Raw genomic sequence first — 22,388 nt, 5'->3', positions numbered from 1 at the left:
AGTCCCGACGACCTCCTCATTCGCGTCCATCAGCGCGGGCGCATACGCCTTCTGGGCCACCCGCTGACCGTCTCGGTGGCGCTCTATGGACACACCATTGCCGCGCGACCACGGCCCACCGAAGACGGTGTCTACGATCTGTTCTTCAATCACCATCGCTTGCAGACCATCGACATGCGATCCGTGCGATAAAGTGTCCACCATCTCTTGGCACACCTGTAAACCATGTGTCCGGTCTGTACACGAAGGCCGGAATCCATGCTTCGTACTGGCGATGGATGATTCGCTTCGCTCACCCCTTCGGGGCCGTCCTTCGGACGTTCTCCGCGCTTCGCGCTACGTCCGGCCTTCGCCGGAATGACGATACGCGGTGAAACAAAATCGCCATGAACCTCGACTTTTCGGCAGAAATACGAAAAAACGTCGAGACACTACAGGCTTTGCGCGCAGCCTATGGCCATAATCGCTTGCTGCTCACTTTCCCCACACAGGACTCCTTTATGAGCGTCGCCAAGCCTTCCGTGTCCGACAAGCGCAAAGCATTTCGTACCCTGCACGCGTCTGGCTGCTTCGTCATTCCGAATCCCTGGAACATCGGCACCGCGCGTTATCTGCAGGGCCTGGGCTTCAAGGCGCTGGCCACGACCAGTGCCGGTCACGCGCATTCGCTGGGTTATGCCGATGGTGCGCAAAGCCTGGATGAGGTGCTTGCGCATTTCCGCGAACTGGCGGCTGCTGCCGATGTTCCGCTCAACGCGGATTTCGAGAACGCTTACGCCGATGATCCCGATGGCGTGGCTGAAAACGTAGCCTGGTGCATCGAGACTGGCGTTGCAGGGCTGTCGGTCGAAGATTCGCCCAATAACGGCGTCACGCCGCTTTACGATTTTGATGTTGCCGTAGCACGCGTCAAGGCTGCCCGTGCCGCGATCGATCACGCCGGTGGCGAGGTGGTGTTCACGGCTCGTGCAGAAGGTTTTATTCGCGGCGTGCCCGATCTCGACGAGGTGATCCGGCGCTTGCAAGCTTTTGCCGAGGCCGGTGCCGATTGCTTGTACGCGCCAGGCCTCACCACGCGCGAACAGATCGAGGCCGTGGTGAAAGCCGTCGCGCCGTTGCCGGTGAATGTGCTTGCCATCGCCTCATCGGGATTCACCGTGGATGACCTGGCCGCGATGGGCGTGCGCCGCATCAGCGTGGGTGGTGCGCTGGCACGCGTGGCGATGGATGCCTTTATCCGCACGGCCACCGAAATCGCCACGGAAGGCCGTTTTGATGGATTCAAAGGGCGTATTTCCAACGCTGACCTGGATACGTTTTTCAGTGCGGATTGCGAGCAGCGTTCGTCGTAACGGCGTGACGAAAATGTGAAGAAAAACCGGCACTAAAGGATCATCAGGCAGCCGTCGATAACCTCATCAAGCCACGCATGAGGCACTTTTGTGAACGCGCCTGACGATACGAGTCTCTCACTGATGGAGGCACGCGTTTCGGCACCCGTTTCCGGCGGGAGCGAAGGAACGCCAAAAAAACCGGCGATTCTTGTCGTCGATGACGAGCCGAGCGTGCTTTCCGCACTGCGGCGCATGCTGCATACCGCGTCTTATCAGGTGCTGACGGCCAACAGCGGCGCGGCCGCCCTGGACGTGCTCGCCACGCAAGACGTGGACCTGATCATTTCAGACATGCGCATGCCCGGCATGTCCGGCGCGGAGCTTTTATCGCGCGCGCAGGCGCTTTATCCCGTCACGGTACGCATCCTGCTGACCGGCTATTCGGAAATCGAAGCGGTTGTGCAAGCCGTCAACGAAGGCGGTATCTACCGCTATCTGAACAAGCCATGGGATGAGCACGATCTGCTCCTCACCATCCGGCAGGCGCTCGAGCAGCAACGGTTGCGCAAGGAAACCGCCAGGCTATTGGCGCTTACGCAGCAACAGAACGACGAGCTCGCTGCGTTCAACGCCGAGCTGGAAGCGAAGGTGAAGTCCCGCACCGAGGAAATCCGTCAGACCGTGATGTTCCTCGAAGATGCGCAGCGCGATTTGCGGCGCAACTTCATGACCATGGTGCAGGTTGGCGCCAGCATGATCGAACTGCGTTGCGGCGCCATGGGCGGCGAAGCGCATCGCGTGGGCCAGTTGGCCAAGCACCTGGGACTTGCGCTTGGACTGGATGGTCTTGATGCGCAGGATCTCTATTTTGCGGGACTGCTGCACGGCATCGGCAAGCTGTCGCTGCCGGATGAGATCCTGCATAAATCCATCGATCGGATGACGCCTGCAGAGGCCCACACGTACTACCGCCACCCGCTGCGCGCGCAAATGCTGCTGACGCCGGTAGCGCAGCTCAGCCAGGTCGCGCACATCATTCTGCACCAGTACGAACGCTTCAATGGGCGAGGCACGCCGGATGGTTTGGCGGAAGGCAACATTCCTCTCGGCTCGCGCATCCTTGCTGTAGCACGGGATTACGAAGGGCTGCAAAGCGGTGCAATCGCGCGGGAACGTTTGCTCCCTGAGCAAGCTGTCGAACTGATCAAGCTGCAGTCGGGCTTGCGCTACGACCCGCAGGTGGTCGAGCAATTCCTGCTGCTGTTGAATGATCCATCGATGCTGGGCGGCTCGACACTCTACCGGCAGGTTGCCAGTCGCGATTTGGTGCCGGGCATGCGCCTTGCCGACGATCTGCGCACCAGCCGCGGTGTGCTGTTGATGACGAAGGGCAGCGTGGTGTCGGATTATCAGGCGTCCGTCGTTCGGCGTTACGAATCCCAGGAAGGGGCGCCGTTCAAGATTTTCATCGAAATCGCCGATGCCATGCCTGCTGCCCCGCAGGCCTCCGCTTAGCCGGCAGGTCAGCGAGGCGGCGCCATGACCGGAACTTACGACCTTTCGCTCGTCGCGCTATCCCTCATCATTGCAACGTTGGCCTCCTACACCGCGCTGGACTTGAGCGGGCTTATCTCGTTGCTCGATCGGCGCCTGCGAGTTGGCTGGCTGGCCGCAGGTGCTGCCGCGATGGGCGCGGGCATCTGGGCGATGCATTTCATCGGCATGCTCGCGCTCTCCATGCCGATCCAGCTCGGCTACGACGTTCGGATGACCTTGCTGTCGCTCGCGATTGCCATGGTCGTCTCGTATTTTGCACTCAACGCCATTACCCGGCCTGCGCTGAAACGTGAAGGGCTGGCATTGGGCGGTGTACTGATGGGGCTTGGCATTGCCGGCATGCACTATGTCGGCATGTCGGCTTTGCAAATGGAGCCGCCGATCGTTTATGACCCAGTGCTGGTCGTGGTTTCGGTGCTGATCGCCATAGCCGTGTCGACCGCGGCGCTGTGGCTTGCACATCGGCTCAGTACCGAGAATACCTCCCGCGTGATCGTGAAACGGATCGGCGCGGCGGTGGTGATGGGGGTTGCCGTGACCGGCATGCACTATACGGGTATGGCTGCCGCGCATTTTCCGGTGAATGCCATTTGCACCACCGTCAATGGCGTCAGCGGCCCATGGCTGGGCGGCATGATCGCGCTTTTTACGGCCACCATTTTGACCACCACGCTGGTGATATCGCGCTTCGACGCGCGCACGACGTTTTTGCGTGGAAGAAACGACGCACTCGAAGCGCAAGTGAAACGGCGCACCGGCGAACTCGAAGGCGTGCTTCGCCAATACGAGCGCACGGTGCTCGCGCTCGAGCAGGCGCGCGAGATGATGGAGGAAGAGATCGAGCAGCGCAAAGTGGCGCAGCATCGGCTTGAAATCGAAAAGGAAGAACAGCGCCGGCTGATCCATGCGCTGGAAGACACCCATCTGCAACTGCTGCAAACCGAAAAGCTTGCTTCGATCGGCCAGCTTGCCGCCGGTGTGGCGCATGAAATCAACAACCCGATCAGCTTTGTCCATGCCAATCTCAATACGCTGAAGGGCTGGGTCAGGCAGTTGCTGGAGGTGATCGTTGCGCAGGAGGCGGTAACCGGCGCCCCCGCTGCCAGCATGCTGGCGCCGGTTGCGCAGATGGCGGGCGACCTCGACCTCGATTACGTGCGCAACGACATCATGATGCTGATCGAAGAGTCGCTCGAAGGAGCCGTGCGCGTGCGCCAGATCGTGCGCGACCTGCGCGACTTCTCCCGCCCTAGCGGCGACGAACGGGCGTTTGCCGATCTGCATGCCGGCTTGGAGAGCACGTTGAACGTCGTGCACAACGAGATCAAATACAAAGCCGACGTCGTGCGGGAATACGGCGATCTTCCACTGATCGAGTGCAACGCGGCGCAGTTGAACCAGGTCTTCATGAATCTGCTGGTGAACGCGGCACAGGCGATCAAGACGCAGGGCACGATCACGATTCGCACCGCGTGCCACGGTGACAGCGCATCCATTGCCATTACCGATACCGGTGCCGGCATACCCGATCACGTGCTGGGCAGGATCTTCGATCCCTTTTTCACCACCAAGCCGATCGGGCAGGGTACGGGGCTGGGTTTGTCGATTTCGCACGGGATCGTCGAGCATCATCGGGGACGCATCGATGTGCAGAGCTGTGCCGGTCATGGCAGTACGTTTACCGTGACACTTCCGGTGAGGCGCAGCGATCGACCTGCATAGGTGGGATGCAAGCTTACGCTTTTACCTTCGAAACGTCATTCGCTGCAAAAAAATCAGTCTTGCCTCATCGTCATTCCGGCGAAGGCCCATTCTTGTCCGGGGAAAATTCGCGAAAGAAATGGGATGCGCTTGGTCGCCGATACGTTCGCGTGAATTCGCACGACAGGAGACTTAAAAAAGTTTGTTCAAGGCGACGTCAACTAGCTAGCTGGAAACAGCTCCCTCCCCTGCGTGCAGGGGAGGGCTGGGGTGATGCGAGCGAAGCTCGCTTCCAGCTACGCCGGAACAAGCGTCTTACATGGTGGAATCTCTCGCAAGGTTGCTTCACCCCACCCCAACCCTCCCCTACTACACGTAGGGGAGGGGGCGATCCGGCAAGCTAAAAGTTTCCCGGACAGCAGTGGGCCTACGCCGGAATGACGGTGAAGTACTACGAAACTTCCCCGGACAGCAGTAGGCCGTCGCCGGTATGACGACTCGCCCTGAAACAGCATTCATGGAAATGCATGCAGGGGAGCGGCACACATGTACCAAGAAGGGCACCTTTGCCTGCATGGATCGGGAGCCAGGAAGCGCTGGCGCCTCTCCGTGCTTGGCACGCGGGTTGCTTCATTCTCGATAAAAGAAGTGCCAGGCCGTGCCATAAGCATCGTGCCGGCTTGCCGAGTTTGCTGTTCACCAGATCGAAGCAGGGGACCCCACACCCGCGCCATGAACACCATCAAGCGCCAGATCCAGAGCTTGCTGCCACCGCTGGCTGCGGTTGTCGCGGTGACGCTGCTGTCGTTGTGGCTGTACAAGATGGGGGGCAGCAAGTCATTGCCGGCCTTGTGTCTGGGCAATGGCATTTGCCTGGCGGTGTTGATGCATCGCGCGCGGCGCGGTGCTGTGGCGCTGGTGACCGGTGCCTGCTGCACGATCTGGCTCACCAACATGGCGATGGGGATATCCGTCGAAGAGAGTCTCGTGGGAGCCCTGGGCAACGCCCTGGAAATGGGTATCGCGCTCTGGGCGCTGTCAAAAAAAGATCGCGCGACGCATCTGGAAACGCCTTATGGCACCAAACGCTTCATCATCTGGGCGCTGCTTGTCGCGCCCTTGGTATCGACGCTCGCCGTATTCCCCTGGTTGATCCTGACCGGGCATCCGCATTCCTGGGAAACCGGCGGCCTTCGTTTCGTGACCCATGCGATGGGGACCGCGCTTGCCGTTCCGCTCACCATGGAAGTGCTGCGCTGGCATCGCGAGCCAGGTTTGTCCAGGCGCCGTACGCACCGCTGCGCGCAGGCCTTGCTGGGACTGATCGGCGCATCGGCCATCGCATTCGTTCAACCCACACTTCCCGTGTTGTTCATTGTTTTTCCGCCGCTCGTACTGCTGGCCTTGACGGGAAACCGCCGCTGGGTGATCGCGGGCATCATCGCCGTGGCCACCGTGGGCGCGGTAGCGACAGCGGCAGGCTATGGGCCGATCCACCATCAGGCACCGCTCCCGGCATGGAGTGCGTTGTTGTTGCAGTTGTGCGTGCTGTCTTGCATGTCGGTCGTGCTGCCGCTGACCGCTTCCATGGAGCAGCGGCGCCGGCTTGCCCGCACCTTGCGCGGAAGCGAAGCGCGCTACCGCATGCTGGCCGAACACTCGCACGACATCGTGCTGCTGCTGGATGCCGATGGCTACTGCAAATACGTGTCGCCGGCCATCCAGGACATGCTTGGCTACCCGGCCGTCAAGATGGTTGAAAGCTCGCTGGAAAGCTTGATCGACGAGAAGAGCCAGGCCATTGCCCGTGAGCTTTGGACGCAGCTTTTGCAAAGGAAGCCGCCCGCCACGGCATTGCTGACCATGCGTCATGCCGACGGAACGTTTCGCAATGTGGAGGCCACCGGTGGCGTCATCGACGAGGAGCCCGATCGCGTCGTGCTTACCCTGCGCGACGTAACCGCCCGCGTCGCCGCGGAAGATGCCTTGCGGCAGGAACGTCTGATGACGGACGTGACCTTGCAGGTGATCGGGGATGCGGTCTTTACGCTGGATCGCAACGGCAAACTCGAATTCGCTAATCCCGCCGGCAGAGCGCTGCTTGATCGCTCCATTGCGCCAAACGAGCGGACCTTGGAACAGCAGCTGCCGCTATGGCGCGAAGGCGAGCGGATGACGCAGATGCATCCGGCATGCATGGCGCTGCAGTCCGGTCTGCCGGAAGGTCCTTTTCTATGCGCGCTGGAATTGAAGGACGAGACGCGTCATGCCATCGAATGCTCGGCAACGCCGATCCGTTCGAGCAGCGAGGACGTGATGGGGGCGGTACTGGTATTGCGCGACGTCAGTGCGGTGCTGGAGCTGTCCGAACGCATGGCGCATCTGGCGCACTTCGATGCCCTGACCGGGCTGCCCAATCGGGCACTGCTGCTCGAACGGCTCGACATTGCCTTGGCCCGCGCAAAACACACGGCGCATCATCTCGCGGTGTTGTTCATCGACCTGGACCGCTTCAAGCAGATCAACGACACGCTCGGCCATGGGCCGGGCGATGAACTGCTGCAGCAAGTCGCCGACCGTTTGCTTTCTGTCGTGAAAGGCGCTGATACCGTGGCTCGCCTTGGCGGCGATGAATTCGTCGTGCTGTTGCCGGATCTGTCCGACAAGTCGGATGCTGCCATCGCCGCGACCAAGGCTTTGGAGATGCTGAGCAAACCCATCCGGGTAGGGCGTAGGGAGTTGCAGCTTTCGGCAAGTATCGGCGTCAGCATGTTTCCGGATGATGGTGACGATGCCGACCTGCTGATCCGCCACGCCGACATCGCCATGTATGCGGCCAAGCGCAATGGCCGCAACGACTATCACTTCTATACCGCCGCGATGGAGGCCAATGCGCAGAAGGAGTTCGACCTGGAAAACGCGCTGCGTTTTGCGCTTATGCGCTCGGAGCTGTTCCTGGAGTTCCAACCGCGTGTCGATACCAGCTCGCGCAAGATCATCGCAACCGAAGCGCTCATGCGTTGGCGCCGGCCCGATGGCGAAGTCTGCCTGCCGGACGTATTCATTCCGATCGCGGAAACCAGCGGCTTGATTCTCGGCATGGGCAACTGGGTTTTGAAAGAAGCCTGCCGCGCGTGCAAGGCCTGGCAGCATGGTCCGCTGAAAGGCGTGAGCGTCAGCGTCAACATCTCGCAGGTACAGTTCGTGCGCGACAACTTCCTGAGCTTCGTGATGGAGTCGCTGCGCGAAACCGGCTTGCCGCCGCACCTGCTCGAACTGGAACTGACGGAAAGCATGCTGATGGAGCCGAGCGAATCGATCCAGCAGCGCATCGCCGGCCTCAGCGCGCTCGGCGTAAAGCTTTCCATCGACGACTTCGGTACCGGTTTCTCAAGCCTGGCTTATTTGCGCCGCTTTGCCATCGATACGCTGAAGATCGACCGCAGCTTCGTCATGCACATGACGGATGATCCCGAGGATGCCTCCGTCATCCACGCCATCATCGCCCTGGCCATCAGCCTCGGTAAGCGCGTGGTGGCCGAAGGTGTGGAAACGGTGCAACAAGCAACACAGCTGGCTGCCTTGGGCTGCCATGAGATGCAAGGCCATTGGCTTGGCCGGCCTGGCGATGTGGGGCAGTTGGCGCAACTGGCCAGGCACGGCACCAAGTCCACCACGCCTCGCGCGGCGCAAGGGTGACGCTCGCGTCGAAAATCGCCTGTCAGGCGGTTTCCGATGCGGCCCGCGAGGCTGCCTCACGCAGACCGGCACGGATGCGCTCCATCACGCCTTTATCTGCCTTGGCCGAGTGCACGGCATACGCCGAGTAGGAAAATTCGGGGCTGTCCGGCACCAAGGCGAGGCGCCGATCTTTCAAGTAGCGGCGCACGAAGCCTTTGCGGAAATAACCACTGCCGCCCATCGCAAGAATGTAGTCGAGCGCGAGCGGTCCGTAGCTGATCGACACGACCGGATTGGGCTGGTCCGGAAACGCCGCCTGGTAGCTGGCGGCGAACGTATCGCCCCAATCGATGCGAACATGATCTTCGGGTTGCAGGGCGCGCCCGTAGTCTGCCGTCGTGCTGACCATCACCAGCTTTTCTTCAAACAGAAGCTCGGCAATCACACCCGGGCGTTGTGGCGCGGCGTAGACGATCGCCACGTCCAGCAAGCCGGCCTGCACGCGGTCGACCAATCGCTCGGCATCATCGACCTGTGCGCTTACCGCGAACTCGGGGCAGGCTTGGCGTACCCAGAAAAGCCAATCGCGCAGAAACGGATCCCACAGGCTGAGTTCGGCGCCGACGGTAACCACCATCTCGCGTCCCGGCGGCAAGGCGACCGCTTTGCGCGCGCGTTCCCACACCTGGACCATGGTGGTGGCAAAGCGCAGAAACTGCTCGCCCGCCGTAGTGAGCCGCGCACCGGATTTGTTGCGTACGAACAGGGGTTGGTCCAGTTGCTCCTCAAGCACCCGGATGCGGGCGCTGACGGCAGTCTGGGTGAGATTGAGGTTGGCCGCGGCGCTGACGAAACTGCCGGTTTTGACGATTTCCAGGAAGGTGCGGGCGGCGTTGACGTCCATCTAGCAAACTTTTGTTATTGAAAGCGCGGACAATTCTATTATTTTTCTGGATAGGACTGAATGGCACTTCGTAGGTTGGGGTGCAAACCCCAACGTCGGGGAACTCATGCGTGGCGACGTTGGGGTTTGCACCCCAACCTACCCAACTGCGCAAACCCGTTTCTCGCGTTGATCTGCACGCTCAAGGGCCTGCTATTTGCCTTAAACGCATTTTTATTGCTAACACCCAGCAATATTTTGATCTCAGCTTTAACGGATTAATAAGGCAAAATGCGCGCGCTCGCCGGCAAGCGCATTCCGCCGCTGCGGCGACAAGGTCTCCGCCCTCGCACGCTCGCTTCGTTTCCCCATGCCTGCTACCGCCCGAACGGCATCATTGCCGTGGTCCTTGCTACTGCTCGATCCGCAGAAACTGCTGTTTTCGTTCAGCAGCTTCATGGCTGCGGCGGCCACGCTTTTCATTGCCTTCGAATTCAGCCTGCCGCGTCCGTGGTGGGCACTGTTGACGGTATATGTCACGGCGCAGCCGATGGCCGGCGCGTTCCGGCCGAAGATGCTTTATCGCCTGGGCGGCATCCTCACCGGTGCCACGGTATCCATCCTGGTGGTGCCCAACCTGCAGCATGCACCGGAACTGCTGGTGCTGTGCATGGCGGCATGGACGGGCTTGTGCATCTACCTTGCGGTACTCGATCGCACGCCACGCGCTTTCCTGTTCCAGATGGCGGCCTTCAGTTCGGCGGTGATCAGCTTTCCCTATCTGGATGACCCTGCGGACGTCTTCACGACCACCATCTCCCGCGTGGAAGAAATGACGGTGGCCATCACCTGCGTCAGCTTCGCGCACGGCTTGCTGCAACCATGGAGCGTGAAGCCGGTCATCCACGGCCGCGCCAGCTCGTTTCTTGCGCATGCGTCGCGATGGACGCGCGAAGCACTCGGGCAACGCCACACGCGGCTCGAATACGAACACCGCCGCATGCTCGCGGCGGATGTCGCCGAACTCGGCATGATGGCCATCCATTTGCCTGCCGATCCATGGCCGGCCAAGGCGGGCCGCCGCATGGTGCTGGGTGTGCAGAAGCAACTGGCTACCATCCTGCCGTTGGCGTCGGCAGCAGCCAACCGCCTGGACATGCTTAGCGCCCTGGCACCGCTTGATCCTGAACTGGCACGCCTGATCGAAGAAACGCGTGCATGGCTTACCAAGTCCGCCGAACTGCAATACGCCGCCGGACATGCGTTGGCCATGCGCTGCCGCAAGCTGGCCGAGCGCAAGGAACACCCGCTGTTCTGGCGTGATCTGTTGCGCGCCAGCTTGTGCGTGCGCATGGCCGAATTCGTCGAAGCGCAGGTCGAAGCGTGCCGGCTGGTGAAACAGCTTGGCAGCGCGCCAGCAGCGCAGCCGAAGCAGGGCAGGGAGCGCGACAAATCGTTTCCATTGGCGCGCGATCATGGCTTGGCAATGCTGGCGGGCCTGGCGACCGCCACGGCCATCATCCTGTATTGCGCGGTGTGGATTCTGCTGGCCTGGCCCAATGGTTCGGCGACCGCGGCGTTTGCAGCGCTGATCACCTGTTCGTTTGCAACGCAGGATGATCCAGCACCAGTACTTGGCCGCTATCTCGGCGCAACGCTGCTGACGTTTCCGCTCGCAGCGTTTTATCTGTTTGCCGTACTGCCACGCGTCGACGGTTGCGCGATGCTGATCGTGACGCTGGCGCCGGCGTTGTTGGGGATCGGTTACATCCAGGCCACGCCGTCGCTATCGGCGCGTGCTTTGCCGATGTTTTCCTGCCTGATCGTGGCGCTGGGTTTTCTTGATCGTTTCATGGCCGACTTCGCCACCTTCATCAATGTCGGCCTGGCACAGGTCGGCGGCATCATCGCTACCATCGCCGTGGCCAAGATGTTCCGTTCGGTCAATGTGAGTTGGACGGCCAAACGCATGATCCGCGGCAACTGGATCGAGATCGGCCAGATGGCGTCGGTGGCGCGGCCGTTCCGGCCCGTGCATTGGACCAGCATGGCGATCGATCGCCTGGGCCAGATTGCCGCGCGCATGGCCGTGGCCGAAGGCAGCGATGCATTGCATGCGGCGGATGGTTTGGCAGACCTGCGTATCGGCCGCAACGTGATTGCGATTCGGCGGACGCTATCGACGGTGCCCATGCCGATCCAGGCGACGCTGCGCGAGGTGCTCGAAGGCATCGCAAGCCTGTTTCAAGCACGCGGTCGCAAGGGCGAGCTACTGCCGCCCCCCACGTCACTGCTTACCAGCCTCGACAAAGCCATTGCCGCCATGTGCACCGCGGAGCAACCGGAACCATCGCATCCCGCCTTGCTCGCTCTGGTCGGCATGCGCTGCAACCTGTTTCCCACTGCGCCTGTTCCAAGGATGGCCGGCGATGCTTGAAGAACTGCACGTATTCGGCGTGTATCTGCCCTCCGCGCTGGTCTGGGCAGTGGTGGCCGGTGTGCTTGCGCACCTGCTGCGCGGTTGGTGGCAACGCGTGCCCGGGTCGGGTGTGTTCGGGCACGCAGGCGTGTGGGAACTCGCTTTGTTTGCCTTGTTGTGGTGGCTGCTGACCATCGGCGCCGATCGGTTTTTTCACTATGGGTAATGCCTTGATCAAGCCTTGGATCATGAAGATCGTGCGTGCGCTGTTCACGCTGCTGGCCATCGCCGTGCTGCTGTATGCCGTGCGTGCGCTGTGGATTCGCTACCAGGTGGAGCCGGTCACGCGCGACGGCAAAGTGCTGGCGGATATCGTGCCGGTGGCTGCTGATGTAGCCGGCTTGATCACTGAAGTGCGCGTGCACGACAATCAGAAAGTGCAGCAAGGGCAGGTGCTGCTGGTGATCGATCCGTCGCGCTACACGCTGGCATTGCAACAGGCGCAGGCCACCCTCGGCAGCCAGCGCGCTGCGCTGGCTGAAGCCGAGCGCGAAGATCGGCGCAACCGCTCGATGTCCAACGTCGTGGCGAGCGAAGTGACCGAGCAAGGACAGGCCAAGGTCGAGGAGCTGCGCATGGCAGTGGCGCAGGCCGTTGCGGCGCGTGACCTGGCACAGCTGAATCTGGATCGCACCCAGGTCAAGGCGCCGGTGAGTGGCGAGGTCGCCAATGTCACCCTGCAGCCCGGCATCTATCTGACTGTCGGCAAGCCTGCACTGGCTTTGGTGGACACGGCATCGACACGCGTCGAGGGTTACTTCGAAGAGACCAAGCTGCAGCGCGTCCATATCGGCGATCGCGTCAGCGTTCACTTGATGGGCGTGCCGGGCGAGATTCGCGGTCACGTCGACAGCATCGAGTCGGCCATCCAGGATCGCGAGCGCGCCGGCGACATCGCCAAGCTTGCCGACGTCAATCCTGCCTTTACATGGGTGCGCCTGGCGCAACGCATACCGGTACGCATCGCCATCGACGACGTGCCCAAGGGCATTCGCCTGGTGCCCGGCCAGACCGCCACGGTGGTAGTGCACTCGCCCGACAAGCCGCAAGGTCTGCTGCCATGGTGATGTTGCGTAGTCTTCTTGCCGCGTGTATCTGCATTGCATTCGTCGGCTGCGCCGAAGTCGGACCTGACTATCACGTGCCGACGCAGGCAGTCGTTAACGCGCCTGCAGCCCAGGGCGGTTTCGTTTCCGCTTCCGCCGCGACGAGCGCAGCCGCCCTGCCTCCAAACTGGTGGAAGCTTTACAACGATCCCACGCTGGATCGCCTTATCGCGCAAACGCTGGCCGCGAATACGCAATTGCGTTTCGCCGAGGCCAATCTCGAACATAGCGATGCCCTGCTTATCGATGCCGATTCGCAGCGCTTTGCGGGCAGCGTGGATGCCTCGACGGCGTGGAATCATCCTTCCGAAGAGGCGGTGTTGAAGCGCGTCGGCGTCACGCCGTATCAGAACTACAACGGCGGTGTGTCGGTCAGCTATGACCTCGACCTGTTCGGTGCGATTCGCCGTGGCGTGGAAGCTGCTCGCGCGGATGACGAAGCAGCTGTCGCAGCGCGCGATCTGGTGCGTGTCAACGTCGTTGCCGACACCGTGCGCGCTTATGCCGACGTCTGCAACGCAGGGCATGAGATCGCGCTGGCGCAAAAGCGCATCGACGTCGAGCAGGATGATGTGCGCATGACCCAGGAGCTGGTATCGCATGGGCGTGCATCGCCGCTGGACAGCACACGGCAGCAAGATGCATTGGCCACCATCAACGCACAGTTGCCGACGCTTGAAGCCGCGCAGCGCAATGCCTTGTTTCGCTTGGCTACGCTGGCAGGGCAGCCTCCCGCGAATGCCGACCGCGCCTTGCTTGCCTGCCACACGCCATTGCATCTGAATCAGCCGCTTCCTGTCGGCGATGGACAAGCCTTGCTCAAGCGGCGTCCGGATGTGCGCGCGGCGGAGCGGCATCTGGCAGCTGCAACGGCACGCATCGGCATTGCCACGGCAGCCTTGTATCCGGATATCAAATTCGGCATTTCCGTCGGCTCGACCGGCAAGGCCGTCGATGGACTGACCGGCTATACCAACCGCTTCGCCATCGGGCCGATGGTGAGCTGGAACTTGAACCGGAATGCGGTGCGCGCACACATCGACGAAGCCAATGCGCAAAGCCACGCAAGCCTGGCGGCATTCGACGGCACGGTGCTGAATGCACTGCGTGAGGTTGAAACCTCGCTGGATACTTACGCGGCTGACCTCGACAAGCAGGAGCAATTGCGGGTTGCTCGCGATAGTGCTGAGCATCGTGCGTTGCAGGCGCAAGAGCTGGAGCAGGGAGGCAGGATCGATAGTCTGGCGTCGTTGGCGGCGGAAAGGGATCGTTGGACGGCCGAGCAGGCGGTGGCTGCGGGCGAGGCTGCGCTCAATCATGATCAGGTCGATGTTTTTCTTGCGCTAGGTGGTGGTTGGTAGCTTGGAGCTTGCACCCCACGGTTTTGCCTCCGATGCGTGATTAGCGGTGAGAAGTCTGTCTAGCCGTGACGTCATTCCGGCGAAGGCCGGAATCCATGCTCCGCACTTGCCATGGATTCCGGCCTTCGCCGGAATGACGCTGAGGCGAGATTGAATAGGGCGGATTAATCAGTGGCCGCTTGGATGCCGCTACCGCGGCAGTGCGTCGCAGCACAACGGGTCATGATTTATAAGATGTATTATAAATGCATCTTTAAAACGACAAGGCACCTCCCCATGCTGACCCAAGCCCAACGCGACATCGTCAAAAGCTGCGCCCCCGCGCTAAGAGCGCACGGACTGGCGCTGACAAAAAACTTCTATGCACGCATGTTCCAAGCCAATCCGGAGCTCAAGCATCTGTTCAACATGAGCCACCAAGCCAGCGGCGAGCAGCAGCAAGCGCTGGCCCTCGCGGTGCTGGGTTACGCGGAAAACATCGACAATATCTCGGTGTTGGCGCCGGTCATCAAGGTGATTACGGCCAAGCACGTCAGCATCGGCATTCGCGCGGAGCACTATCCCATCGTCGGCCGCCATCTGCTTGCGGCGATCGCCGATGTGATGGGCGATGCCGCGACGCCTGACGTGCTGGAGGCATGGGTTGCCGCGTACGGACAGTTGGCGAACGCACTGATCGAAGCCGAGCAAGCCTTGTACGTGCACGCCGCGACGACGGAAGGTGGCTGGTCTGGCTGGCGCCCGTTCCGTGTCATCGGCACAGCGCGTGAAAGCAGCGAAATCGCTTCGTTCTATCTGAAGCCGACCGGTGAGGGCACCTTGCCGCCGTTCCAACCGGGACAGTTCGTGTCCGTACGCACGGTGGACGAAGCCGGCATGACGCATATACGCCAATACAGCCTGTCGGACGCGCCGCATCACGATCATCTGCGCCTCACCGTCAAGCGACAGGATGCCGGCGAGGACGCCCCCGCGGGTATCGTCTCCACCTCGCTCCATCTCGACGTCAACGAAGGCGATGTCATCGAGCTGTCGTTCCCGCAGGGCCATTTCGTGGTGGACCAGAACAAAGACACGCCGCTGGTACTGCTGAGCGGTGGCGTAGGCATCACGCCGATGCTGGGTATCCTGGGACAGGTTGCGAAGGAGCAACCCAAGCGTTCGATCCATTTCGCCCATGCCGCACGCAATCGCGACGTGCATGCCATGAACGAGTGGCTAAGAACCATGGCCGCGCAGCATGAAACGCTGGATGTGGAGATTTACTACGAGGAAGTCGGTACTGCCGACGTGGCGGGTCGTCACTACGACAAGCAGGGTCGTATCGATGCCGGGCAGATTGCCGTGCAGGAAAACCTCGCCGATGCGGACTACTACATTTGCGGCCCACGCGGCTTCATGAACGCGCAGATCGATTCATTGAAGCGGGTTGGCGTGCCGGACTCGCGTATTCACGCGGAGTTCTTCGGCTCAGCACTTGCCTAAGTCTTCACGTAGGTTGGGGTGAAAACCCCAACATCGAGGTGCATCCAAGCATGGCATGTTGGGGTTTGCACCCCAACCTACGATTCAGAGATCACGCCACGATGTTGAGCGCTATCTTCAGCTTCCCAGGCCGCGCCACCAACTGCTTCAGCGTATAGCTGTCCAGTACGGCGAGAAAGCTCTGGCGCGCTTCGTCCAGAACATGGCGCAGCGCACAGGCTGGCGTAATGGTGCAAGTGTTTTCGGCGCCGAAACATTCCACGATCTCAAGATCGGGTTCCATCTCGCGCACGATATCGCCAATGCGGATATCTTCCGGTTTACCCGCCAGTTTCAGCCCGCCGCTGCGTCCACGCAGCGCGTCGACGTAACCGAGTGCCGACAACCGCTGCGTCACCTTCATCAGATGGTTTTCGGAAATGCCATATTGCGTGGCGATTTCATGGATGGAAGAGCGGCGGTCGCCTTGCACGGCCAGGTACATCAGCATGCGCAAGGCGTAGTCGGTCTGGTAGGTCAGTCGCATCGCGGGCTCCGGTAGAACGTTCATGCTACACGCGTCTTCCGGTTGCGTGCAGCAAGCGTGGTTCCGCAGGTTGGGGTGAGAACCCCAATGTCGCGACGCATGGGTGCGCGGAAGTTGGGGTTTTCACCCCAACCTACGTCGCTTCACATAACTACCGGTGTATCAGAAATTTTCGCGCACCAGCTCCAGCACGTCTGCGCTACGCCCATGCAGGATGGCTCGCGCCGAATACAGCGCCATGCCAACGACGGGTTTGAGCTCGACAAAAGGCGGCTTGACCAATTCCAACGGACTCACCGGAACGTTGAGCAACGCCGGTCCCGGATGGGCCAGCCACTCCTGCACGGCCGCCTCGATTTCCGGGGCCTTGCGAACGGTCTTGCCCCACAAGCCGATGGCTTCGGCCACCTTGCCGAAGTCCGGGTTCTTCAAGCGCGTGAAGGTATCGAGCATGCCTTCCGATTTCTGCTCGATTTCGACGAACCCGAGTTTGTTGTTGTCGAACACGACGATCTTGATCGGCACGTCTTCCTGGATCACGGTCAACAACTCGCCGAAAAGCATGGAGAGCCCACCGTCGCCGCACATCGCAATCACCTGGCGCTTGGGTGCTGCCTTCTTCAAGCCCAGTGCGTTGGGCAGCGCGGTCGCCATGGTTCCATGCAGCAGGCTGCCGAAAATCCGCCGCTTGCCGTTGGCGGTGATATGGCGGATCGCCCATACGATGGGTGTGCCGTCGTCACCGGAGATAAGCGCATCCTCGTCGGCGTAACGGTCGATCAAGGAGGCCAGGTACGAGCCGGGAATGGTGTCATCGTGGCCCGGAACCAAATGGCTTTTCCAGGATGCCATCGCCTTGTTGAAGCGTCCGACGTACTCGTCCTGGAACGATGCGTCGTCGTGTTCTACTAGGCTTGGAAGCAGGGCGCGCAGCGTTGGCTTGATGTCACCGACGGCGCCGAATGCAATGTGATGGCGCCGGCCAAGATGTGTGGGATCGATATCGATCTGCACGATCTTCGCGTGGTCGGGATAGAACTGGCGCCACGCAAAATCCGCACCGAGCAACAGCAGCGTGTCGCAATCGAGGATGGCCTTGTAGCCGGCCTCGGTACCGAGAATGCCGGTCATGCCGACGTTGAATGGATTGTCGGGCTCCAGAAAGCTTTTGGCGCGGGATGTGTGGGCGACAGGCACCTTGAGCACGTCGGCTACTGCACGGATTTCTTCCAGCGCATTTTCGCAGCCGGAGCCCGCGTAGATGGTGATCTTCTTGCCGGCATTGAGGATCTTGGCAATCGCATCGATCTCTTCGCTGTTGGGCGTGATCGTGGGTTTGCTGTGGTGAACCTGATAGGGGAAATCTTCGTGCACTTCGCCATGTGAGATATCCACCGGCACGATCAGCACCGCAACACCTTGCTTGGCCAACGCGGCCTGGCAAGCCATCACGGCTTTCTTCCTGGCCTGGTCGGGTGTGAGGATCATGTCGCAGAACACCGAGCATTCCTTGAAGACCGTTTTGAAATCGACCTCCTGGATGAACTCGAAGCCCAGGTCGTTCATCATCACCTGGCTGGCGATAAGGATGACGGGCGAGCGGTTGCGGTTGGCCTCATACATGCCGTTGATGAAGTGCAGGCTGCCCGGTCCGCAGCTGCCGGCGCATGCCGTCAGGTTGTTGGTAAGCGATGCTTCGGCGCCCGCTGCAAACGCGCCGGCTTCCTCGTGCCGAACGTGCACCCAGTCGATGGTGCTGCGCTCCAGATGTTCCGCGAACAGATTGAGCGTATCGCCGACGATGCCGTAGCAGCGCTTGACGCCCGCTTGTTCGAGAACCTCGACGAGGATTTCTGCAACTTTCTTGCTCATGGCTTGCTCCGCGTGGTGAGGGGGTGGGAGTCCTGTTGAAGCGGCGACCGCTAATGCGAAGAAGGCCGCCGCCCCAAGGCCAGATCCAGCGCGGCGCGCGCAATGCCGACGTTGGCATCGGCATCTTCTTGGCCGGCTTCCGCCTGGGCGAGCACAGCTTCGTTGCTCGTCAGGTCAGTGATGCTGGTGAGGCCGCGCCGATACGAATCGAGCGAGGCCTGATAGGCAAGTTCGGAAGCATGCGTATACGCCAGCGCCTGATTGCGGTTGTCCAGGCTCGTTTTCAGATTGCTGTAGGCCTGCACCACCTGCTGGGAGGCGGTGTCCTTGGTGTCGGCCAGGGCATCCTCGGCCTCCGTCTTTTGCGAGACGGCCAGCGATACGTTGGTGGCTCGTGCACCGCCGTCGAACAGCGGCCAATCGAACGAAACGAACAGCGCGTTGCCGGTTCGATCGATGGACGAGTAGGGGCTTCCATCGCTGCTGATCTTGCCGATGTTCTGGAACAGCTGCGCGGACAGGCTGATCGTCGGCCGGTAAGCGGCGCGTGCGGTTTCGATCTTGGCGCCGGCTGCAGCGACTTTATCGGTGGCGGCGAGTACGTCCGGACGGGTTTGCAGCGCTTCGTCGATCAATGTCCGCAGTGGTGCGAGTGTTTCCGTTGTTGGTGCATCGGCAGGCGGCGCGACTTCGAAACGGGTTTCGGGCGGCAGTCCGATGGTGGCGACCAAGGTGGCGAAGGCCGTATCCGCCGTACCGTTGGCTTTCGTCAATCCCAGTTGCATGGCAGCCGTCTGGCGTTGCGCTTCGGCAAGCTGCACCACGGTGGCGCGGCCGTGCTTCTTCTGATCGGCGACGGCCTGTTCGGTCAGCTTGGCGGCATCCAGTGATTTTTGGGCGGCGCGCACTTGTCCCTGCGCGGAGGTCGCATCGAAATAGGCTTCCGACACGTCGAACACCAGTTTTTCCTGCGCGCCAAGCAAGCCTGATTGCGCGGCGGAAGCGTTATGTCTGGCTTCCTCTACGGCGCCTTTGCGGCGGCCGAAGTCGAACAATAGCCATTTCATTTCCAGCGTCGGAAAAACTTCCCGGGTCGACGACACGAAGTAGCCTTTTTTCGAAACTGTCGGCGGAATCGCCAGCGGTGTACGTTGGATGCCACCGAGCGCCTTGGCATCGAGTTGCGGTGAATACTGGGTTTTGGCCAGCCGCACGGCGAGGTCGGCTTGTACGGCTTCCTGCTCGACTTCGCGCGTCTTGGGGCTGATGTCCAGCGCGATGGTCAGGAGTTCCTGCAGCGTGTAGACGCGGTCTTCCATCGCTGGTGCATCGGCATGGCTGGTGGTGTCCATGGCCCATGACGCCGATTGCGTGCGCGCCATGCCGCTGTGTACGAAGAGCACTATCGCGAGCGCGAGGGGAATGTGTGCGAGCAGAGGCGATTCAGATCGCGCGCGACGCATGATCGATCTCCTCGTTGAGGTGCTGCCGGGCCTGATTCAGAAGCGTGGTGGGTGCTTGGCCAAGGTGTTCGTCTGACACGTTTGAAGATGTTCCTTTTGCAAGGGCGGCCAGTCGCTCGGCGATGGCTTGATCTGCCTTTTCATCGGATGGAAGCGACGCCGTTTTGTCCTTCAGCCGCTGCACGACAAAGGCTGCCGATGCGAGTTGTTCAACGTGACGTGCTTCGGGGACCGGGCGATCCGCCAGGTCGCCATCGAGGAAAAAACGCCACTCGAACAGGGTGCGTGCGTTCAACCGGGATGCTTCGGAAGCACGCTGGCAGATATCCGCTTTCATCGCAGCGGCAGCTTCCTCGTCATGGGTGACGAGCAGATCGCCGAGTTGCTTGATCGCCGAAGACCATTTATCGCGCGCCTGGCTCACCGCGCTGACCGGCCAAAGCGTGGTGAAGAAAATCGTGATCCACAGATTGCCGACCACGATGCCGACGATGCGATCGCGCAGCACGGTGAGGTCATCCGCCGGGCTGTAGCCTTGCAGTACACCCAGGAAGAAGGCGAAGGCGATCTGCATGCCGCCATAGGCAATCGTCTCGCTGCTGGTGGCAATCCATGCGCAAAAGGCGGATACCACGGCAATCAGCAGGCAAAGCTCGCCGATATCGGTCAGGGAGGGCAACACGAAAACAATGCAAAGTCCGGCGATCAGCCCGCCGATGATGGCGCCGGTAATGCGCAACGTCAGCTTATGCACGCTTTCTCCCAGCGTCGTCAGCGAGACGAAGAAACAGGTGGTGACCGCCGTGCGAATGCCGGGCCAGTCGAGCAACGTGTAGGTCGCGTAGGAAGCCAGCACCGCACACATCACTTTGAACGCGAAGCGCGCATGCGCACGGTTCTGGGATTGAACTGCCGCAGGTGGATGTTGTGGCGGGGCTTTGTCAGCAGGGGGCGGTGCTTTGCCGGAAGCTTCGTCAAACAGTTCATCGAGCGTGTTGCGCAGGGCCGTCTCCGTGGGATTCAGCGTGGCGGGCATGGGCTCGCTCTCGTCGGCGGCAGCATCGGCCATGACGCCGCGACGTTGTAAAAAAAGACGTTTGCTTTGGCGGAGAGAGATCGCCAAAGAACGCCTCGAAGCAAGCGATACGCTCGAAGGGTGGCATCGAGCGATCTGTAGCGCTTCTAACAGGATGGCGATCAGGCGGTTGTCTTCCCGCGCAAATGCCTTGAGTTGTTTGTTCCACAGATAGGCCTTGTTCTTGAGCTGGCCAAGTGCGAGCAACTGGTCGCGCAAGCGCGAAGGGTCTGCGGAGTAGGGGTTTTCGATATAGCCGGCGACGGCATCCATCAGTTGCGCAGCCTGCTTGCGCGCCAGCGCGACAGGACTTTCGCCGGCCAGCAGCGCGGCCATGACGCTCGCGCCAACCGGCACCGCAACCACCACCCACAGCCACAGCACCGTGTGCGTGACATATTCGGTGGTGGGTACGTCATCCAGCAGCGTCTGCGACAACACCAGGATGAACCCGGCAAGAAAGATGATGGGTCCCAACCGGCTGGTGCGCGCGAGAAACGTTCCAGCCAAGGTGCTCACCGCCAACAGCGGAATGCGCAGCGCCGGTTCGGCCGCGTCGAACACGTAGAACAACAGGGACGAAGCGACAGCCAAGGTAACTGCCACCAGGCCACCGACGGAGGAGACCAGGGTTGAAGCGGCATCCTCGTGGCTGAGCAGAAAAACCAGGTAGGCAACGTAGGCAGGCAATGGAATTTGAAACACCATCGCGATGGCAACCACGAAGGCCGTACACCCGGTGATACGTGCCATGGTGCGAATACGCGTATCGGTCAGCGCGAGTTCGCGCTGCAACACGCCGGTCAGGCCGCCACGGTTTTGAAGCTCAATCGGTGCGTGCATGGCTCACCCGTACGGAAGCGGTTGCACCGATGCGCAAGAACGGCTGCGAGGGTTGGTCCAGGCGTACCCACACGGGGAAGCGTTGCGCCACCACGACCCAATTGAGGTTTCGATCGACCTGGGGAAGTCCTGGGCCGGCCGCGCCTTCCGGCTGAACACCTGCACCCAGGCTTTCGACCACGCCGTGCAACGGCTGGCCTTCATGTCCCATCACCCATATCTGTGCGGCATCGCCGGTGTGCATCCCGCGCAGGTCGGTCTCGCGGAAATTGGCAACGGCATACCAGCTGTTGTCATCGATCAACGTAAAGAGCGGATGCCCGGACACGGCAAACGATCCCAGGGCGAGATTGAAGCCGGTCACCCGGCCATCCACCGTGGCGCGAATGACGGTTTCACGCAGATCGCGCGCAGCCAGGGCTTCGACGGCTTGCGCGCCGAGCAGTTGCGCCTTCAGGCTTTCCACATCGCCGACGGCTTCCTTGGCTTGTGCTGCCTGCTGGATGGCTGCGGATAATTGCGATGCCGCCGTGCGCTCGTTGGTGCGCGCTTCATCGATTTGCTGTGTGGTGACGAAGCCCTTGGCCAGCAACGGTTGTTCGCGTGCGAGTGTGTCATGCGCAAGCGCCAGTTGCTGACGCGCACGATCGACTTCGCGTGCTGCGGCTTCGGCGCCGGATCCTTGCGCATTGACCTGCCGGCCGGTGAGGTTGATGTCGGCCTGCAAGGCGGCGACTTGTGCTTTGGCTTGCTGCAGCTTCAGCTCGAACGGCTCGGGATCGATCTGCAGCAGCACGTCACCTTTGTGGACGAATTGATCGTTGCGGATATGGATCGCCACGATGCGTCCGTCGACCTCCGGCGTGATGCCGGCGCTGTACGCAAAAATATAGGCATCGTGCGTACGCGGGCGCTGATCGACGACGATCATCGACACGACGATGAGCACCACGGCCGCCGCGATGGAGACGAAGGCGATGAGTCGGCCAAGAGCGGTTTTGGCTTGCATGGACGCGGTCTCC

Annotated in this window: 15 protein-coding genes and 1 pseudogene; 10 read left to right on the top strand and 6 right to left on the bottom strand. The window is 61.2% G+C overall.

Annotation, left to right across the window (positions count from 1 at the left end):
* From IEX75_RS17220 to IEX75_RS17200, 5 genes and pseudogenes are all read left to right on the top strand, one after another.
* Positions 1-192 (top strand): annotated as a pseudogene (locus IEX75_RS17220) (hypothetical protein); the annotation flags it as partial.
* A gap of 308 nt (positions 193-500) precedes the next feature.
* Entirely contained in the window at positions 501-1,352 is an 852-nt protein-coding gene (locus IEX75_RS17215; protein WP_188796042.1) for an isocitrate lyase/PEP mutase family protein, read from the top strand.
* Between the two features lie 90 nt (positions 1,353-1,442).
* Positions 1,443-2,849: a response regulator c-di-GMP phosphodiesterase, NosR family gene (gene nosR / locus IEX75_RS17210; RefSeq protein ID WP_229720923.1), complete on the top strand. Its 1,407-nt coding sequence runs from the start codon at positions 1,443-1,445 to the stop codon at positions 2,847-2,849.
* Positions 2,850-2,873: 24 nt separating this feature from the next.
* Positions 2,874-4,613 (top strand): histidine kinase, encoded by a 1,740-nt coding sequence (locus tag IEX75_RS17205; protein ID WP_188796040.1) that lies wholly within the window; start codon positions 2,874-2,876, stop codon positions 4,611-4,613.
* A gap of 711 nt (positions 4,614-5,324) precedes the next feature.
* The gene (locus IEX75_RS17200) at positions 5,325-8,291 is read left to right on the top strand and encodes a bifunctional diguanylate cyclase/phosphodiesterase (protein WP_188796038.1); all 2,967 of its coding nucleotides are present in this window, start codon (positions 5,325-5,327) and stop codon (positions 8,289-8,291) included.
* 22 nt (positions 8,292-8,313) lie between these two features.
* Here the strand turns inward: IEX75_RS17200 and IEX75_RS17195 are convergent, their stop codons facing one another.
* On the bottom strand, positions 8,314-9,177 hold the full coding sequence (locus tag IEX75_RS17195) for a LysR family transcriptional regulator (protein WP_188796036.1): 864 nt from the start codon (positions 9,175-9,177) through the stop codon (positions 8,314-8,316).
* 349 nt (positions 9,178-9,526) lie between these two features.
* Here IEX75_RS17195 and IEX75_RS17190 point away from each other — a divergent pair, with 349 nt between their 5' ends.
* From IEX75_RS17190 to hmpA, 5 genes are all read left to right on the top strand, one after another.
* Positions 9,527-11,593, top strand: coding sequence for an FUSC family protein (locus IEX75_RS17190; RefSeq protein WP_188796034.1), 2,067 nt, complete (start codon positions 9,527-9,529; stop codon positions 11,591-11,593).
* Entirely contained in the window at positions 11,586-11,801 is a 216-nt protein-coding gene (locus IEX75_RS17185; protein WP_188796033.1) for a DUF1656 domain-containing protein, read from the top strand. The genes IEX75_RS17190 and IEX75_RS17185 overlap by 8 nt, the downstream gene beginning before the upstream one ends.
* Positions 11,802-11,823: 22 nt before the next feature.
* Entirely contained in the window at positions 11,824-12,702 is an 879-nt protein-coding gene (locus tag IEX75_RS17180) for an efflux RND transporter periplasmic adaptor subunit (protein ID WP_188796031.1), read from the top strand.
* The gene (locus tag IEX75_RS17175; protein ID WP_188796029.1) at positions 12,696-14,102 is read left to right on the top strand and encodes an efflux transporter outer membrane subunit; all 1,407 of its coding nucleotides are present in this window, start codon (positions 12,696-12,698) and stop codon (positions 14,100-14,102) included. The genes IEX75_RS17180 and IEX75_RS17175 overlap by 7 nt, the downstream gene beginning before the upstream one ends.
* 276 nt (positions 14,103-14,378) lie before the next feature.
* Positions 14,379-15,587 (top strand): NO-inducible flavohemoprotein, encoded by a 1,209-nt coding sequence (hmpA, locus tag IEX75_RS17170; RefSeq protein ID WP_188796027.1) that lies wholly within the window; start codon positions 14,379-14,381, stop codon positions 15,585-15,587.
* 91 nt (positions 15,588-15,678) lie between these two features.
* On the opposite strand, the gene IEX75_RS17165 is transcribed toward hmpA, so the two are convergent.
* The 5 genes from IEX75_RS17165 to IEX75_RS17145 form a co-directional block, all read right to left on the bottom strand.
* A complete protein-coding gene (locus IEX75_RS17165) occupies positions 15,679-16,113 on the bottom strand; it encodes an RrF2 family transcriptional regulator (RefSeq protein ID WP_188796025.1) in 435 nt (144 codons plus the stop codon).
* Between the two features lie 162 nt (positions 16,114-16,275).
* Positions 16,276-17,985, bottom strand: coding sequence for a thiamine pyrophosphate-dependent enzyme (locus IEX75_RS17160; protein WP_188796023.1), 1,710 nt, complete (start codon positions 17,983-17,985; stop codon positions 16,276-16,278).
* Positions 17,986-18,035: 50 nt separating this feature from the next.
* On the bottom strand, positions 18,036-19,448 hold the full coding sequence (locus IEX75_RS17155) for a TolC family protein (protein WP_188796021.1): 1,413 nt from the start codon (positions 19,446-19,448) through the stop codon (positions 18,036-18,038).
* Entirely contained in the window at positions 19,429-21,366 is a 1,938-nt protein-coding gene (locus IEX75_RS17150) for an FUSC family protein (protein WP_188796019.1), read from the bottom strand. Before IEX75_RS17150 ends, IEX75_RS17155 begins: the two co-directional genes overlap by 20 nt.
* Positions 21,350-22,375, bottom strand: coding sequence for an HlyD family efflux transporter periplasmic adaptor subunit (locus IEX75_RS17145; protein ID WP_188796017.1), 1,026 nt, complete (start codon positions 22,373-22,375; stop codon positions 21,350-21,352). Before IEX75_RS17145 ends, IEX75_RS17150 begins: the two co-directional genes overlap by 17 nt.
* Positions 22,376-22,388: the final 13 nt, after the last annotated feature.

The sequence above is a fragment of the Dyella nitratireducens genome, assembly GCF_014642835.1.
GTDB classification, from domain to species: Bacteria; Pseudomonadota; Gammaproteobacteria; order Xanthomonadales; family Rhodanobacteraceae; genus Dyella_B; species Dyella_B nitratireducens.
Note: the sequence above shows the minus strand (reverse complement) of the source record. Positions and strands in the feature narration are given on the sequence as shown.